This is a genomic window from Leifsonia shinshuensis (assembly GCF_022606355.1).
Lineage (GTDB): Bacteria > Actinomycetota > Actinomycetes > Actinomycetales > Microbacteriaceae > Leifsonia > Leifsonia shinshuensis_B.
Map to the genome: position 1 here is coordinate 66896 of NZ_JAHHZQ010000004.1, position 16483 is coordinate 83378.

Here is a 16483-nt window from a genome sequence, read left to right on the forward strand (position 1 = left end):
GCGAGCCGGCGGTCTATTCCCGACGCTCTGTGACGCCTCGGCGGTCAGGCCGCGTCGGCGGCGTCCTCCACCGGCTCCGCCAGGTCGACCAGGGCGCGGGCCGTGCCCTCGTCCACGATCAGGTCGGTGATGAGCCCGGCGGCCAGTGCGCCGCGGAGGCTGTGCACCTTCGACGGGCCAGACACGATGCAGACCCGGCGCGGAACCCGCTTGATCAGATCGATGTCCGGCCCGCTGGCCCGCTCGTTCAGCGGGATGCCGTGGTGGCTGCCGTCCTCGCGGAAGAACACGGTCGCGACGTCGCCCACCACACCCGACTCGTCGAGCGAGGCGTAGTCGGCGGTGTCGAGGTAGCCGCCCGCGTAGACGTGCGACCGCACTTCCGAGAAGGGCGAGCCGAGGCCGAACATCGCCACGTCCATGCGCTCCTGGATGTCGAGGATGCGGCGCGTGCTGCGCTCGCGCCACATCGCCACCTTGGTCTGCGGGTCGTCGAAGAGGGCGGGCACCGGGAACTCCTGGATCGTGCCGGAGTACGTGTCGCCGAACCGGCGCAGGATCTCGGAGGCGTAGAGCACGCCGGTGGTGTAGGTGTTGCCTGCGCCGTTGAGCTGCACGAACTCGACGTTGTGCAGGTCCTTGGGGATGAGGTGGCGGCTCAGCGCGCTCATGGTCGACCCCCAGGCGATGCCGACGGTGGTGTTGGAATCGATGAAACGGTCGAGAATCCGTGCAGCCGAGATGGCGACGCGCTCCAGGCGGTCGACGTCGCTGATCGCGCTGGGCATGGGCACGATGTGCGCTCCGATGCCGTAGCGGGAGTGCAGTTCCTGCTGCACACGGGTGGCGCCCTCGTGGGGCTGGGCGATCTGGATCGTGACCAGTCCGGAGGCGCGGGCATACGAGAGCAGCCGGGAGACGCTGGACCGCGAGGTGTGCATCTCGTGGGCGATGGCCTCCATCGTCAGGTCCTGCATGTAATAGAGGTGCCCGGCTTTGAGCGCGTCGCGGACCTTCTCCGGGAGGTTCTGGGTGTCTGGCTCGGTCATCTCGGGTGCTCGCCTTCTCGGGGGACTCCGCCTTCTCGGAGGACGGGGCGTTGCACGTATGTGCATCCGGCTTGATCGAAGTTGTGCCGGCATCGAAGACTATAGCTGCACCCACAGCCGTAGAGAAGAAACCCAGGAGTCCGAAGTGACGACGAAGTCGAATACCCGCGCCGAGATCGAGCTGCTGCGCGAGCGCCCCAACGCCCAGGTCGTCATCGTCGGTGGCGGCATCAACGGGCTCGGCACCTTCCGCGACCTCGCCCTGCAGGGCGTCGACGTCGTGCTCGTCGAGCGCAACGACTTCGTCTCCGGCGCGTCGGCCGCCTCCAGCCACATGATCCACGGCGGCATCCGCTACCTCGAGAACGGCGAGTTCCGCCTGGTGAAGGAGTCGGTGACCGAGCGCAACGGACTGCTGAAGATCGCGCCGCACTACGTCAAGCCGCTGCAGACCACCATCCCGATCTACTCGACCTTCTCCGGCATCCTCGCCGCTCCGCTCCGCTTCCTCACCCACAAGCAGGGCAAGCCGAAGGAGCGCGGCGCGTTCCTGATCAAGACCGGGCTCACCATCTACGACGCGTTCTCGCGCGACGGGGGCACGGTTCCGCGGCACAGCTTCCACGGCCGCAAGCGCAGCCTCCAGGAGCTGCCGAAGCTCAACCCCGACCTCAAGTACACCGCCACGTACTTCGACGCCTCGGTGCACGACCCGGAGCGACTCGCGCTCGACGTGCTCGCCGACGGCCTGGCCGCCGGGCCGCACGCCCGCGCAGCCAACTACCTGGAGGCCGTTGGCGCCCGAGACGGCGGCGTGCTGGTGCGCGACAGGGGGACCGGCGAGGAGTTCACGATCGCCGCCGACGTCGTCGTCAACGCCTCCGGGCCGTGGACGGACCTCACCAACGCGGCACTCGGGGAGGCCACCCGCTTCATGGGCGGCACCAAGGGCTCGCACATCGTGGTCGACAACCCCGAGTTGCTGGAGGCCTGCCGAGGCCGTGAGATGTTCTTCGAGAACAACGACGGCCGCATCGTGCTCATCTACCCGCTCAAGGGCCGCGTCATGATCGGCACGACGGACCTCGAGGCCGACATGTCGGTGCCTGCGGTCATCACCGAGGACGAGATCGACTACTTCATCGAGCTGGCCTCGCACGTTTTCCCAACGATCCCGGTGACCCGCGAGCAGATCGTCTACAGCTTCTCCGGAGTGCGCCCGCTGCCGCACCACGACGACACCGCTCCGGGTTTCGTGTCACGCGACTACCGAATCGTGCCAGGCACCGTTCCCGGCCTCGGCAGCACGACCGTGCTCAGCCTGGTCGGCGGCAAGTGGACGACGTTCCGCGCGCTGAGCGAGCACCTCGCGAACGAGACCCTTGCCGCCCTCGGGATGACCCGCACGGTGCAGACGCTCGGTCTCCCGATCGGCGGGGGCGCCGGCTTCCCGACCACGCAGCAGGCCGAGCGCGACTGGGTCGCCCGCTACGGCGCCGACATCGGTGCCGAGCGCGCGGCCGTGCTGCTGGCCCGCTACGGCACCAAGGCGACGTTCGTGATCGACGCCATCGCCGGCTGGGACGGCGACGACGCCCCGCTGGCCGCCGCCCCCTCGTATTCCCGTGCCGAGATCGACCACCTCGTGCGCACCGAGCACGTGGCCCACCTGTCCGACGTGTTCCTGCGCCGCACGAGCCTCGCGTTCACCGGTTCGATCTCCGTCGCCCTGATCCACGAGATCGGCGAAATCGTCGCAAACGCGATCGGATGGTCGCCAAACCGTCGGGTGGAGGAGGAAGATGCGTTCCAAGCGGAACTGGCGACCGCCCACCGGGTGAACCTGGAGTCGGGGGACGGGAGCGAAGCCGCGGCGCTCCGATAATGCACGAACGTGCATAAGACGGTCCTTGCCCGGGTCGACCTGACGGCAATAGCGTTCAAAGGCCCACCCTGTGAGGACACTCAACGCACAACAGGGTGCGGGTCAACTGAACAATTGGAAGGTCAACGTGGACAATATCGGTATTGATTTCCTGTCAGAGTTGTGCGGAACCGCAATGCTGGTGCTTCTCGGTACTGGTGTGGTCGCAAACGTCGCTCTCGCCAAGAACAAAGGCTTCAACGGCGGGTTCCTGATGGTGAACATCGGCTGGGGCATCGCAGTGTTCTCCGGCGTGGTGGTCGCCTACAACTCCGGTGCGCATCTGAACCCGGCGGTGACGCTCGGGCTTTGGGCCAACGGCGCCAAGGCGTTCGGAAGCGCGGCGGCGCACACGCTCGTGCCCGTCAACTTCGTCACCATAATCCTGTACATCCTGGCTCAGCTGATCGGTGCCATCATCGGTGCCGTTCTGACGTTCCTGGCGTACAAGAAGCACTTCGACGAGGAGCCGGACCCGGGCAGCAAGCTCGGCGTCTTCTCGACCGGTCCCGCCATCCGCAGCTACGGCTGGAACCTCGTCACCGAGATCATCGGCACCTTCGTGCTGGTCTTCGTCGTGATCGCCTTCGGCCACCAGCCGGGAGCCGCCGCCGGCCTCGCCGCCCTCGGCGCACTGCCCGTCGCCCTCCTGGTGATCGGCATCGGCGCCAGCCTCGGTGGTCCGACCGGATACGCCATCAACCCAGCCCGTGACCTCGGCCCGCGCATCGCGCACGCGTTCCTGCCGATCAAGGGCAAGGGCTCGAGCGACTGGTCCTACTCGTGGGTCCCCGTGGTCGGTCCGATCCTCGGCGGTGTCATCGCCGGCGTCGTCGCCACCTGGCTGCTCCCCATCCTCACCAAGTAACACCGGGGGCCGGCCGGGGGAGACCCCGACCGGCCCTCTTCAGTCCCACCCCCAAAGAACAAAGGAGTCACCTTATGGCCGACTACGTCGTCGCTATCGACCAGGGCACAACCAGCACCAGGGCGATCATCTTCGACAAGTCCGGGTCGATCGTCTCGACTGGACAGCTGGAGCACGAGCAGATCTTCCCGAAGGCCGGGTGGGTCGAGCACGACCCCAAGGAGATCTGGAACAACACCCGCGAGGTGATCGGCCAGGCGCTCTCCAAGGCGGACCTGACCCGCCACGACATCGCCGCGGTCGGTATCACCAACCAGCGCGAGACAGCGGTGGTCTGGGACAAGAACACCGGCGAGCCGGTGTACAACGCGATCGTCTGGCAGGACACCCGCACGCAGCCGATCGTCGACCGCCTCGCCGCGGACGGCGGGGTGGAGCGTTTCAAGCAGATCGTCGGCCTCCCGCTGGCGACCTACTTCTCCGGCACCAAGATCGCGTGGATCCTCGAGAACGTCGAGGGTGCCCGCGAGCGCGCCGAGCGCGGTGACCTGCTCTTCGGCAACACCGACGCGTGGGTGCTCTGGAACCTGACCGGCGGCCCCGACGGCGGCGTGCACGCCACCGACGTGACCAACGCCTCGCGCACCATGTTCATGGACCTGGAGACGCTCACCTGGCGCGACGACATCCTCGAGGCGTTCGGCGTCCCGAAGTCGATGCTCCCGCAGATCAAGAGCTCTTCCGAGGTCTACGGCACGGTCGAGTCGTCCAGCCTGCTGCGCGAGGTGCCCGTCGCGGGCATCCTCGGCGACCAGCAGGCCGCCACGTTCGGTCAGGCCGCGTTCGATCCGGGCGAGTCCAAGAACACCTACGGCACCGGCAACTTCCTCATCTTCAACACGGGTGAGGAGATCGTCCACTCCAAGAACGGCCTCCTGACGACGCTCGGCTACAAGCTGGGCGACGAGAAGCCGCACTACGCCCTGGAGGGGTCGATCGCCGTCACCGGTTCGCTGGTGCAGTGGCTGCGTGACAACCTCGGCATCATCTCCAGCGCCCCCGAGATCGAGGACCTGGCGAAGACCGTCGAGGACAACGGCGGCGCGTACTTCGTGCCGGCGTTCTCCGGGCTGTTCGCGCCGTACTGGCGGGCGGACGCGCGCGGTGCCCTGGTGGGCCTCACGCGCTACGTCAACAAGGGTCACATCGCCCGTGCGGTGCTGGAGGCCACGGCCTTCCAGACCCGCGAGGTGCTGGACGCGGTCAATGCCGACTCCGGGGTCGAGCTGTCGGAGCTCAAGGTGGACGGCGGCATGATCGCCAACAACACCCTCATGCAGTTCCAGGCGGACATCCTGGGCGTCCCGGTCGTGCGGCCGGTCGTCGCGGAGACGACGGCGCTGGGCGCCGCCTACGCCGCGGGTCTCGCCGTCGGCTTCTGGAGCGACCTGGACGACCTGCGCAAGAACTGGCAGGAGGACCGCCGCTGGACGCCGGACATGGACGCCGCCGAGCGCGACCGCCAGCTGCGCCTGTGGAAGAAGGCCGTCACGAAGACGTTCGACTGGGTCGACGACGACGTGAAGTAACCTTCGCTCCGCTCCACCGAACGCCGCCCGGCACCCGTCGGGCGGCGTTCGCGCGTCCGTTCACCAGCTGTTCACGAGCTGTTCGCGCGCAGCTCGCATGCCGGCAGCGGCTCGTCGTCTGTCGGTTTCCTCATCCGTGCGAAAGCTTTCCTGCAGGCTGATCGCCTACCGTGCTCGTATGAGGCATTCTTCCGTCGTGCGGCCCCTCCCGGTGCGGCACGGCCGACTACCCGCGCGTCGCGCGCGCGGGCCGCTGGCGCGGTTGCTCGCCTCCACCGTCGCGGTGGTGCTGCTCGCCGTCGGCGGCGTGGCCGCGTACGCGGTGCAGGACACCGTGCGCTCTCTCAAGCCGTCCATCCACCTCGTGTCGGCCTCCGGCAAATCGGTCACCCCGCCCAGCGTCGGCGCCGAGTCGGGAGCGGTCAACATCCTCCTCGCCGGCACGGACACCCGCACCGGACAGGGCGGCCAGTTCTCGTCGTCGAGCGAGCTCGCCGGGAGCTCGGGCGCGGGCAACAACGACGTCACGATGGTGCTGCACCTCTCCGCCGACCACCAGCACGCCACCGTCATCAGCATCCCGCGCGACCTGATGGTGCCGATCCCGTCCTGCCCGACGTCGGGAGGCGGCTCCACGTCGCCGCAGGACAGCGCCCAGTTCAACACGACGCTGTCGACCGGTGGTCTCTCCTGCGTCGTGCTGACGGCGGAGGCGCTCACCGGACTCACGATTCCGTACGCCGCCGAGATCAGCTTCGACGGCGTCGTGGCCATGTCCAACGCGGTCGGCGGTGTTCCCGTGTGCCTGGCGACCCCGCTCACCGACCCGTACGTGGGACTCAAGCTCCCCGCAGGGCAGCAGACCCTCGTCGGCTCCCAGGCGCTCGCCTTCGTGCGCAGCCGTCACGGTGTCGGCGACGGCAGCGACCTCGGCCGGATCAGCAACCAGCAGCTCTTCCTGTCGTCGCTGCTGCGCACGATGACCAGCGCGGGAGTGCTGACGAACCCGCTGACGCTCTACACGCTGGCGAAGGCGGCGACCTCCAACCTGACCCTCTCCGACACGCTGGACTCACCGACGACGATCGTCTCCATCGGCCTCGCGCTCAAGAGCGTTCCGCTGAGCGACTTCGTGTTCCTGCAGTACCCGTCGATGACCGACCCGGAGAACACCAACCGGGTCGTGCCGGAGCCCACCGGGGTCGACGCGCTCAAGCAGGCACTGACGACGGACACGCCCGTCGTGCTCACGGGGACGACGGGCTCCGGCACCGAGTCGGCGACGCCGACGCCGACCGCGACGCCGTCGACCACGCCAAGCGCGACCGCGACGCCCGGAAGCGGGAGCACCCCGCCGGCCGCCGGCTCCACTCCGGCGCCGACCTCCTCGGCGGTCACCCTCCCGTCGAACGTGACCGGCCAGACGGCGGCGCAGCAGACCTGCACCAAGGGCAACTGAGCGCGGGGCTACGTCCGGGTCGGGGAGTCGGCACGGTCGAGTGCGGTCAGGAGCGCGGCGGGTTCCGGCCGGAGCCCAGGCGGCTTCGCGCGACGGTGTCGGCCGAGTCGAGCATGGTCGTCACTCTACTGTGCGGGCGCGTCACCGCCGCGCATCGACGGTCTTCAGACCGAGCGCGGCGCGTCCAGACCGAGTGCGTCGGGCAGTGCGTCGAGCGACGTGACCTCGAGCACTCCGGTGGCCGCGGCCTCCGCCGCGTCGTCGGCCGAGGGCACGTCACCCCGGCGATTCAGCCAGACGCCGGTCAGCCCAGCACGCGCGGCACCGATCGCGTCCGTGCGCAGCCGGTCTCCGACGTAGACGGCCTGCTCGGACCGCACGCCGAACTCCGAGCAGGCCTCCTCGAAGATGCGGGGGTCGGGCTTGGCGACGCCCACCTCGCCGGAGGCGATGAGGTGATCCATCCGGGTGTCGAGGCCCACCGCCTCGACCTTGCGGCGCTGGAACGCGAGGTCGCCGTTGGTGATGAGGCCGAACCGGACACCGGGGATCGCCGCCTCGAGCGCGTCGAGGCAACGGAGGGCGTCGTGGTGGAGCGACCACGCGGCGACGTAGTGTTCGAAGTAGTCGGCGAACCACGCGCTGGCCTCCGCCGCTCCGAGCGCAACGCCATGCCGGGCCGCGAAGTCGCGCGCCCTGGCCTGCCGCTGGCCTTCGAAGTCGAGACGGCCGGCGAGATAGGAGTGGTAGTGCTGCTCCTCGAGGTCGTGCCAGAGCGCGACCAGGTCGACGGCCTCCATCGTGCCGTATGGTTCGCCCAGCGTGGCGGCGTAACGCTGGATGCCGCTCGAGACGGCCGCGCGGTGTGCGAACAGCGTGTCGTCGAGGTCGAAGAGCACGACCCGGATGCCGCTCACACGGGCACCTGGACGTAGGTGTCCTCCGGCCAACCGCTCGACGGCTCACGCGGGTCGGTCGCCAGCAGGCCGGCCTGCCAGTCGTCGCGCCGCACACCGCGGTGGGCGACGCCGAGCCGGGCGACGCCCTCCCACCGGAAACCGGCCCGACGCGCGACGGCCGCGCTCGCCGCGTTGCCCGCGTAGGCGTGCCACACGACGCGCTGGAGCGCCAAACCATCGGGCGTCTCGGCGAACGCGAAGTCGAGCACCAGCTGGACGGCCGTGGCCATCCAGCCGCGTCCTCGTGCCTCCTCGGCCAGCCAGAACCCGATCTCGCCCTCGCCCTCGTCGATGTGGTGCAGCCCGATCATGCCGTGCAGCAGGTTCGTCGATGCCTCGCGGATGGCCCACGTGCACTCGCGGCCGCTGGCCCACCCGTCGGGAACGACGCGGGTGACGAAGACCTCGGCGTGTGTCCGCCCGTACGGGGTGGGCACCGTGGTCCACGCGGCGATGAGCGGGTCGCTGCAGAGCTCCGCGATCCGGTCGATATCGTCGGTGCCGGGCACCGACAGGATCAGCGGCCCGCCGGCCAGCTCCCTCGGTGCCCCGACCATCAGCGCGCCCGCCGCAGCAGCCCGACCGCGTTGTACGCCTTGGCCAGCGTGCGCTCGGCGACCTCGCTCGCGCGCTCGGCGTTGCCGGCGAGGATGCGGTCGAGCTCGGCCGGATCGCCGAGCAGATCGAGCGCGCGCTCACGTACCGGACCGAACGTCTCGACCACGACCTCGACGAGCCCCTTCTTGAAGTCGCCGTAGCCTTTGCCGTCGTAGTCGAGTTCGATGTCGGCGACCGGCCGGCCGCTGAGCGCCGAATAGATGTTCAGCAGGTTCGAGATGCCCGGCTTGCCCGCTCGGTCGAACGACACGACGCCGTCGGTGTCGGTGACGGCCCGCATGATCTTCTTGCGGGTCACGTCGGGCTCGTCGAGCATCCAGATGATCCCGGCGCCCGAGTCGGCCGACTTGGACATCTTCGACTCCGGGTTCTGGAGGTCGTAGATGCGCGCACCGTCTTTGAGGATCATCGCCTGCGGCACGACGAAGGTCTCACCGAAGCGCTTGTTGAACCGCTCGGCCAGGTCGCGTGTCAACTCGACGTGCTGGCGCTGGTCGTCGCCGACCGGGACGACCTCGGTGTCGTAGAGCAGGATGTCCGCAGCCATCAGCACGGGGTAGGCGAAGAGGCCGACCGAGGTGGCGTCTGCGCCCTGTTTGGCGGACTTGTCCTTGAACTGCGTCATGCGCGACGCCTCGCCGAACCCGGTGATCGTGTTGAGCACCCAGGCCAGCTGGGCGTGCGCCGGCACGTGGGACTGCACGTACAGGGTGGACACGGAGGGGTCGATGCCGGCCGCGATGTACTGCGCGGCCGTGCGGCGCGTCTTCTCGCGCAGCTCGGCCGGATCTTGCGCGACGGTGATCGCGTGCAGGTCGACAACGGAGAAGAACGCGTCGTGCGTGCTCTGCAGCTCTTTCCACTGCAAGAGGGCGCCGATGTAGTTGCCGAGGTGGAGCGAGTCGGCGGAGGGCTGCATGCCCGAGTAGAGACGGGGGAGTGTGCTCATGTCAGTGCTTTCGAAGTCGATGCGGTGGGATGCGGGTTCGTCTGCGGTCCGCTGCGCTCAGATGGCGTAGTCGACGACCACGGGGGTGTGGTCGGACCATCGCTCGTCGTAGGCCGCTGCCCGGTCGACCGCGTAGTTCTTCACCGTGGCCGCCAGCGCGGGGGAGGCCAGCTGATAGTCGATGCGCCACCCGGTGTCGTTGTCGAACGCCTGGCCGCGCCACGACCACCACGTGTACGGGCCGTCGACCTCGCCGGCCGCCTTGCGCCCGACGTCGACCCAGCCGAGCCCGGCGCCGTCGTTGTACCGTGCGTCGTCCTCCGCGCCGAGGATCCGGTCGAAGTAGGCGCGCTCCTCCGGCAGGAAGCCGGCCCTCTTGACGTTGCCCTTCCAGTTGCGGATGTCGAGCGTGCGGTGGCCGACGTTGAGGTCGCCCATGACGACGGCGAGCGGATTGTGCTTCTGGAGTTCGGGGAGCCGCGCCTCCATCGCGTCGAGGAAGGTGTACTTGGCGTCCTGCTTCTCGGTACCGGCCTCGCCGGAATGAACGTAGGCGCTGACCACCGTGACGACCTTCGAGCCGATCTCGTAGTCGGCCTCGAGCCAGCGGCCCGCACTGTCGAACTCGGTCGCGCCGAGCTCGACCCGATGGATGTGCGCGCGGTGCCGGCTGGCGATCGCGACGCCGGCGCGCCCCTTGGCGGAGGCGGGGTCGTGGACGATGTCCCACGCGTCGCCGAGGAGGCCCTGGAGGTCTTCGGTGGACGCGCGCACCTCCTGCAGAGCGAGGATGTCCACGTCGCGTGAATCGAGCCAGGAGCCCATGCCCTTGCGGAAGGCGGCACGGATGCCGTTGACGTTGACCGTCGCGATGCGCAGGGGTTTCGAGGGCATGCTCCCAGCCTAGCGGCGCGCGCCGACGCTGCTCTCGTCCAGCAGGTCGTTGAGCCGGTGCTCGGCCTTCTCCACTTTGCGTTGCGCGCCGAGGCGCGCGAGGAAGCGCGCCTTGCCGAGGTCCTCCTTCGCGTTCTGGAGTTCGGCCCTGGCCACGAGCACCCGCGCCTCGTACTCGGCCGCGGCGCGCTCGGCGGCGGCCTGCTCCGGAGTGATCATCCGCGGTGAGAGTCCGGAGTCGAACATGCCGACCGCGATCCAGGACGCCGACAGCAGGATGACCCGGGAGACGAGGTTGAACCACAGCAGGAGTCCGACGAAGACCGCGAAGGACGCCAGCAGCGGGTTCTTCGTCGCGGCGCCGAGGAAGTAGCCGCCGAGGGTGCTCAGTCCGGCGAGGATCAAGGAGCCGAGCAGCACACCGAAAAAGAGGTTCTTCCACGGGATCGAGACCCGCGCCATGACGCGGAACATCGCGCCGAGCGTGAAGATGTTGAGGATCACCGACACCAGGAGGCCCGAGAACTGGGCGGCGGCCGTGGCCCAGAACGAGTCGGAGCCGATCCCGATCAGATCGAGGACGAACGCGAGCGCCTGGGTGCTGAGGATGGTGAGCAGTGCCGAGACGATCAGCACCAGTCCGAAGCCGAGTGCCAGGAAGAGGTCGCGGATCTTCTGGAGCACGTAGTTGGTTCTGTCGCGACTGAGCCCGAAGACCGCCCGCACGGCCTGGCGGGTGTAGTAGAGCCAGCCGATGGCCGTCCAGAGGAGGCCGACGGCCGCGATGACGCCGTACCAGCCGAATCCGGTCGCGGACTCCAACTGCTCGACGTTGATGGCGCCCTCCGACGTGGGCGTCGAGATCAGCCCGGGAACGGCGCGGTTGATGATCGCGACCAGGGCCTCGAAGACCTGCTCGTTGCCGCTGAGCCAGATGCCGGCGACGGAGAAGCCGAGCCAGATGGCGGCGAAGATCGCGAAGAGCGATTGGAAGCCCATCCCGGCGGCCCGGAGGTTGCCGTCGGAGTGCGAGTAGTTGATGTAGACCCGGTAGGGGCGCAGCCCCTGCACCCACTTGGCCCACCGGGAGACCCGCGCGACCGGCTTCTCGAGCCGCTCCCTGAGCGGCTCGGCGGCGTCGAGGATGCGCTCCTTCAGTGACTCCTCGGGCTCGACCGTCCCCTCGGCGCGCTGAACCGACGGGTTCGGCTGCACCGAGGGGCTCGGCTGCACCGAGGGGTTCGGCTCGGCGCGCACGGCTGCCGGGCGGCGGGACTTCTTCACCACGGGCCAAGGATATCGATGCGGTAGGGCTCGCGAGCGACCGCGCGCCCTCCCGGGTCGCGTGACGCGCCCGCTTCTGCGGCACGCCCGACTCGAACCGCACTCAGCGACGATACAGAGGAGTGATGTAAAATACTCAATAGAAATGTGAGACACAAATACCTGCATGTGCAGAGGAGCACCCGATGGATTTCCCCGATAACGCATCCGTACCGACCCCACTCATCTCGCGCCGCACGGTCGCGCGCACCGCCGCCTGGGCGGCGCCGGCGATCGTACTCTCGTCCGCGTCCCCGGCCTTCGCCGTCTCCGGCGTGAATGCCGGCACCATCCTCCTCGGCGCGGCCGAGTACGACATCACCTACGACAAGCCGATGGCCGTCTCCGGAACTCTGGTTCCGTCGCCCGGCTCGTCTGTACCTGACGACCTGCGGCTCACCGCGGCAGTCAGCAGCGGCTTCGCGATCGTCTCGCAGCCCGTCGTCTCGGGCGCGACCTTCACGATGACGGTCTCGGGGCCGAAATCCGAGACGACCGGAACGCTGACGGTGTCCAGCCCCAACTATCCCGCTTACGTCCAGGCGACGGCGTCGGTCATCCAGCTCGTTCCCGGCGCCATCTCGAAGGGGTACCACGTGCTGCCCCTGGCCAACAACTGGTCTGACTATGTCTCGGAAGACGACACCCGCTGGTTCAACACCTCGCTCATCGAACTGACGGCAGCGAAACTCGGCGCAACGAAGCCGCTGCTCGATCTGCGGTTCGACTTCGCCGGCAAAGCACAGAAGGACAACTTCGGAAACACACCGCTCGTGGCGCCGAGATATCTCGGTGGGCGCCCAGCGGAGGGGCTGGGCCGGCTTGATGTCGTCACTGAGGCCCGTGTCGTCTCCCTGCAGACGCTCAGCGGCGGCAAGGCCATCGACCCCTCCCACGGCGTCGGCGTCAACATCGGCGGGTTCAGCAGGACCGGACCTGGCTTCGTGGTCAGCGGTGACCAAGGCGTTCCGATGTGGATGCCGAATGTCGACCAGTACCAGAACAAGATCACACTGCATAACAAGGTCTTCGCGTTCGCGCCGACCTCCCTCCCGAAGGGTTCGATGGGAATAGTGGAAGTCATCCACACGATCCACAACCAGAACCGACAGGCGAAGATCGGCTTCGCCTTCCAGTACATCTATCGTTGAGCGCCGAAACGACGAAGGCGCCCTCGAATCTCGAGGGCGCCTTCGTCGTTGGCTGGGTTCAGTGCGTCAGCGCTTGCCGCGCCGTCAGCGCTTGCCGCGCATGATGGCCTGCTTGACCTCCGCGATCGCCTGCGTCACTTGGATGCCACGGGGGCAGGCGTCGGTGCAGTTGAAGGTCGTGCGGCAGCGCCAGACGCCCTCCTTGTCGTTGAGGATGTCGAGGCGCACCTGCGAGTTGTCGTCGCGCGAGTCGAAGATGAAGCGGTGCGCGTTGACGATGGCCGCCGGGCCGAAGTACTGGCCGTCGGTCCAGAACACCGGGCACGAGGATGTGCACGCGGCGCAGAGGATGCACTTGGTGGTGTCGTCGAAGCGGGCGCGGTCGGCGACCGACTGGATGCGCTCCTTGTCCTTCGGGGGCGTGCTGTTCGCCACCAGGAACGGCTGCACCTCGCGGTAGGAGGCGAAGAACGGCTCCATGTCGACGATCAGGTCCTTCTCGAGGGGGAGGCCCTTGATCGCCTCGACGTAGATCGGCTTGGAGATGTCCAGGTCTTTGATCAGCGTCTTGCAGGCGAGGCGGTTGCGGCCATTGATGCGCATCGCGTCGGAGCCGCAGATGCCGTGGGCGCACGAGCGGCGGAACGTCAGCGAGCCGTCCTGCTCCCACTTGATCTTGTGGAGCGCGTCGAGGATGCGGTCGGTCGGGAAGAGCTCCACGTCGAAGTCCTGCCAGCGCGGCTCGGTGTCCACGTCCGGGTCGAACCGACGGATGATGAGCGTCACGGTGAACGACTGGATGGGCGCCTCGGGGGCCGGGGGAGTCTCGAGCACGGCGTTGGACATCAGTACTTCCTCTCCATCGGCTGGTAGCGGGTCACGACGACCGGCTTCCAGTCGAGCGTGATGTGGTCTGCCGCGTCGGCGGAGTGCGGGTCGCCGGTGAGGTAGGCCATCGTGTGCTGCATGTAGTTCTCGTCGTCGCGCTTCGGGAAGTCGTCGCGCATGTGGCCGCCGCGCGACTCCTTGCGGTTGCGCGCGGAGAAGACGACCACCTCGGCGAGGTCGAGCAGGAAGCCCAGCTCGACGGCCTCCAGGAGGTCGGTGTTGAAGCGCTTGCCCTTGTCTTGCACGACGATGTTCTTGTAGCGCTCGCGCAGGGCGTGGATCGTGCCCGTCACCTTCTCGAGCGACTCGTCGGTGCGGAACACCTGGGCGTTCTTGTCCATCTCGTCCTGCAGCTCCTTGCGGATCGCGGCGATCCGCTCGGTGCCGGTGCCGCTGCGGAGGCCGTCGATCAGCCCGCGGACGAACGCCGCAGGGTCTTCCGGCAGCGGCACGGCCGTGGCCGTCTTGACGTACTCGACAGCGTTGTTGCCCGCACGCTTGCCGAACACGTTGATGTCGAGAAGCGAGTTGGTGCCGAGTCGGTTGGAGCCGTGGACGGACACGCAGGCGCACTCGCCCGCCGCGTACAGGCCGGGGACGACGGTGGTGTTGTCGCGCAGCACCTCGGCGTTGTTGTTGGTCGGGATGCCGCCCATCGCGTAGTGCGCGGTCGGCATGACCGGCACGGGCTCGACGACCGGGTCGACGCCCAGGTAGGTGCGGGCGAACTCGGTGATGTCGGGGAGCTTGGTCTCCAGGACCTCCGCCCCCAGGTGGGTGCAGTCGAGGAGCACGTAGTCCTTGTGCGGGCCGGCTCCGCGGCCCTCCGCGACCTCCTGGACCATGCACCGCGCGACGATGTCGCGTGGCGCGAGGTCTTTGATGGTGGGCGCGTAGCGCTCCATGAACCGCTCGCCGGAGGCGTTGCGGAGGATGGCGCCCTCGCCTCTGGCGCCCTCGGTGAGGAGGATGCCGAGGCCGGCGAGGCCGGTCGGGTGGAACTGGAAGAACTCCATGTCCTCCAGCGGCAGGCGCTTGCGCCAGATGATGCCGACGCCGTCGCCGGTCAGGGTGTGCGCGTTGGAGGTCGTCTTGAAGATCTTGCCGAAGCCGCCGGTGGCGAAGATGATCGCCTTCGAGTGGAAGACGTGCAGTTCGCCGGTCGCGAGCTCGTAGGCCACCACTCCCGCGGGCTGCTCGACGCCGTCCACCTCGTTCATGATCACGTCGAGGACGTAGAACTCGTTGAAGAAGTTGATGCCGAGCTTCACGCAGTTCTGGAACAGCGTCTGCAGGATCATGTGCCCGGTGCGGTCGGCCGCGTAGCAGGCACGGCGCACGGGCGCCTTGCCGTGGTCACGGGTGTGACCGCCGAACCGGCGCTGGTCGATCTTGCCCTCGGGCGTGCGGTTGAACGGCAGGCCCATGTTCTCGAGGTCGATGACCGCGTCGATGGCCTCCTTGGCGAGGATCTCTGCGGCGTCCTGGTCGACGAGGTAGTCGCCGCCCTTGACCGTGTCGAAGGTGTGCCACTCCCAGCTGTCCTCCTCGACGTTCGCGAGCGCCGCGGCCATGCCGCCCTGCGCCGCGCCCGTGTGCGAGCGGGTGGGGTAGAGCTTCGAGATCACCGCGGTCTTCGCGTGCGGGCCGGCCTCGATCGCGGCGCGCATCCCGGCGCCGCCTGCGCCGACGATGACGATGTCGAACTCGTGGTAGTGGACGCCGTCGATGACGGTGGATTCAGTGGTTTCAGTTGTCACAGCTCTTGTTTTCCGTCAGTCAGTCACTTGGCCGCGCAGGCTCACTTGGCCGTGCAGAATGTGGGCAGGTCGGCCGCGTGGGCGCCCACCGGGCACGGGTCGAAGGTGAAGATCACGAGCGTGCCCAGCACGACCAGGACCACGACCGCCGCGGCGATCGCCCACTTGAGGATGAGGTTCAGCGTGCGGTTGTGCGCGTAGTCGTTGACCAGGGTGCGCATGCCGTTGCCGCCGTGGATGAGCGCGAGCCAGAGCATCAGCAGGTCCCAGACCTGCCAGAACGGCGTCGCGTACTTGCCGGCGACGAAGGCGAAGTCGATCTGCTTGACGCCGTCGCCGAGGACGAGGTTGATCAGCAGGTGGCCGAAGATGAGGATGACCAGCACGAAGCCGGACGCTCTCATGTAGATCCAGCCCCACTTCTCCCAGTTGGTGCCCTTGCGGACCGGGCGGGCCGGCGTGCGCGGAGCCTCGATGGTCGTCACGTCAGTTCACCTCCGAGAAGATGTGGATCAGCTGCGTCGGCACGAAGCCCGCCATGAGGATCACCCAGATCACGATGACGATCCAGAACATGACCTTCTGGTACTTGACGCCCTTGCTCCAGAAGTCGATGAGGATGATCCGGAGGCCGTTGAAGGCGTGGAAGATGATCGCCGCGACCAGCGCCATCTCGCCGAATCCCATGATCGGGTTCTTATAGGTGCCGATCACCGCGTTGTACGCCTCCGGGCTGACCCGGATGAGCGAGGTGTCGAGGATGTGGACGAGGAGGAAGAAGAAGATGGCGACGCCGGTGATGCGGTGCAGCACCCACGACCACATGCCCTCCCGGCCGCGGTACAGCGTGCCGCCCGGCCTCGATTTGTTCGGTTGCAGGGTCCCTGCCGCTTGCTCTGGCACGAACAACCCTCCCTGGTTGCTATCGCTGAAAGTAGGCGCACGAAGCGCGTGGCAAGTCTATGCCGCGCACTGGTCTCGCGCTGCTTAGGATGCCCTTGGTTATCTCGACGTCGAGATAATTCGGGGTGGGTGAGGCGGCCGGCGGCTCG

General features: G+C 67.9%; 15 protein-coding genes. 5 read left to right on the forward strand and 10 right to left on the reverse strand.

Going from position 1 to position 16483, the window contains the following annotated elements; translation table 11 throughout:
• Window positions 1-44: 44 nt before the first annotated feature.
• The gene (locus KNO15_RS15675) at window positions 45-1049 is read right to left on the reverse strand and encodes a sugar-binding transcriptional regulator (protein WP_241704741.1); all 1005 of its coding nucleotides are present in this window, start codon (window positions 1047-1049) and stop codon (window positions 45-47) included.
• Window positions 1050-1194: 145 nt separating this feature from the next.
• Between KNO15_RS15675 and KNO15_RS15680 the strand changes: the two genes are divergently transcribed.
• The 4 genes from KNO15_RS15680 to KNO15_RS15695 all read left to right on the forward strand — a co-directional run bounded on the left by KNO15_RS15680 (window position 1195) and on the right by KNO15_RS15695 (window position 6889).
• On the forward strand, window positions 1195-2934 hold the full coding sequence (locus KNO15_RS15680) for a glycerol-3-phosphate dehydrogenase/oxidase (protein WP_241704742.1): 1740 nt from the start codon (window positions 1195-1197) through the stop codon (window positions 2932-2934).
• Between the two features lie 127 nt (window positions 2935-3061).
• Window positions 3062-3841, forward strand: coding sequence for an MIP/aquaporin family protein (locus tag KNO15_RS15685; RefSeq protein WP_308220448.1), 780 nt, complete (start codon window positions 3062-3064; stop codon window positions 3839-3841).
• 74 nt (window positions 3842-3915) lie between these two features.
• Entirely contained in the window at window positions 3916-5430 is a 1515-nt protein-coding gene (gene glpK, locus KNO15_RS15690) for a glycerol kinase GlpK (protein ID WP_241704744.1), read from the forward strand.
• Between the two features lie 178 nt (window positions 5431-5608).
• Window positions 5609-6889 (forward strand): LCP family protein, encoded by a 1281-nt coding sequence (locus KNO15_RS15695; RefSeq protein WP_241704745.1) that lies wholly within the window; start codon window positions 5609-5611, stop codon window positions 6887-6889.
• 164 nt (window positions 6890-7053) lie between these two features.
• Here the strand turns inward: KNO15_RS15695 and KNO15_RS15700 are convergent, their stop codons facing one another.
• Genes KNO15_RS15700 through KNO15_RS15720 form a run of 5 tightly spaced genes read right to left on the reverse strand, consistent with a single transcriptional unit; the run spans window position 7054 to window position 11596 of the window.
• On the reverse strand, window positions 7054-7806 hold the full coding sequence (locus KNO15_RS15700) for an HAD family hydrolase (RefSeq protein WP_241704746.1): 753 nt from the start codon (window positions 7804-7806) through the stop codon (window positions 7054-7056).
• Window positions 7803-8405 carry a GNAT family N-acetyltransferase gene (locus KNO15_RS15705; RefSeq protein WP_241704747.1) on the reverse strand — a complete coding sequence of 201 codons (603 nt, stop codon included), beginning with the start codon at window positions 8403-8405 and terminating at the stop codon, window positions 7803-7805. Before KNO15_RS15705 ends, KNO15_RS15700 begins: the two co-directional genes overlap by 4 nt.
• Entirely contained in the window at window positions 8405-9415 is a 1011-nt protein-coding gene (gene trpS / locus KNO15_RS15710; protein WP_241704748.1) for a tryptophan--tRNA ligase, read from the reverse strand. Before trpS ends, KNO15_RS15705 begins: the two co-directional genes overlap by 1 nt.
• A gap of 57 nt (window positions 9416-9472) precedes the next feature.
• The gene (locus KNO15_RS15715; RefSeq protein WP_241704749.1) at window positions 9473-10309 is read right to left on the reverse strand and encodes an exodeoxyribonuclease III; all 837 of its coding nucleotides are present in this window, start codon (window positions 10307-10309) and stop codon (window positions 9473-9475) included.
• 9 nt (window positions 10310-10318) lie between these two features.
• The gene (locus tag KNO15_RS15720) at window positions 10319-11596 is read right to left on the reverse strand and encodes a YihY/virulence factor BrkB family protein (protein WP_241704750.1); all 1278 of its coding nucleotides are present in this window, start codon (window positions 11594-11596) and stop codon (window positions 10319-10321) included.
• A 182-nt stretch (window positions 11597-11778) separates the two neighbouring features.
• Here KNO15_RS15720 and KNO15_RS15725 point away from each other — a divergent pair, with 182 nt between their 5' ends.
• Window positions 11779-12783, forward strand: a complete 1005-nt coding sequence (locus tag KNO15_RS15725) for a hypothetical protein (protein WP_241704751.1) — start codon at window positions 11779-11781, stop codon at window positions 12781-12783.
• 84 nt (window positions 12784-12867) lie between these two features.
• On the opposite strand, the gene KNO15_RS15730 is transcribed toward KNO15_RS15725, so the two are convergent.
• From KNO15_RS15730 to sdhC, 4 genes are read right to left on the reverse strand one after another with little or no spacing between them, the layout of a single operon-like run.
• Window positions 12868-13629 (reverse strand): succinate dehydrogenase iron-sulfur subunit, encoded by a 762-nt coding sequence (locus KNO15_RS15730; RefSeq protein WP_241704752.1) that lies wholly within the window; start codon window positions 13627-13629, stop codon window positions 12868-12870.
• Complete coding sequence (gene sdhA, locus KNO15_RS15735; protein ID WP_241704753.1) at window positions 13629-15431, reverse strand: succinate dehydrogenase flavoprotein subunit; 1803 nt, start codon at window positions 15429-15431, stop codon at window positions 13629-13631. Before sdhA ends, KNO15_RS15730 begins: the two co-directional genes overlap by 1 nt.
• Before the next feature lie 41 nt (window positions 15432-15472).
• On the reverse strand, window positions 15473-15916 hold the full coding sequence (locus KNO15_RS15740) for a succinate dehydrogenase hydrophobic membrane anchor subunit (RefSeq protein WP_241704754.1): 444 nt from the start codon (window positions 15914-15916) through the stop codon (window positions 15473-15475).
• Between the two features lies 1 nt (window position 15917).
• Window positions 15918-16334 carry a succinate dehydrogenase, cytochrome b556 subunit gene (gene sdhC, locus KNO15_RS15745; protein ID WP_308220449.1) on the reverse strand — a complete coding sequence of 139 codons (417 nt, stop codon included), beginning with the start codon at window positions 16332-16334 and terminating at the stop codon, window positions 15918-15920.
• Between the last annotated feature and the right edge of the window lie 149 nt (window positions 16335-16483).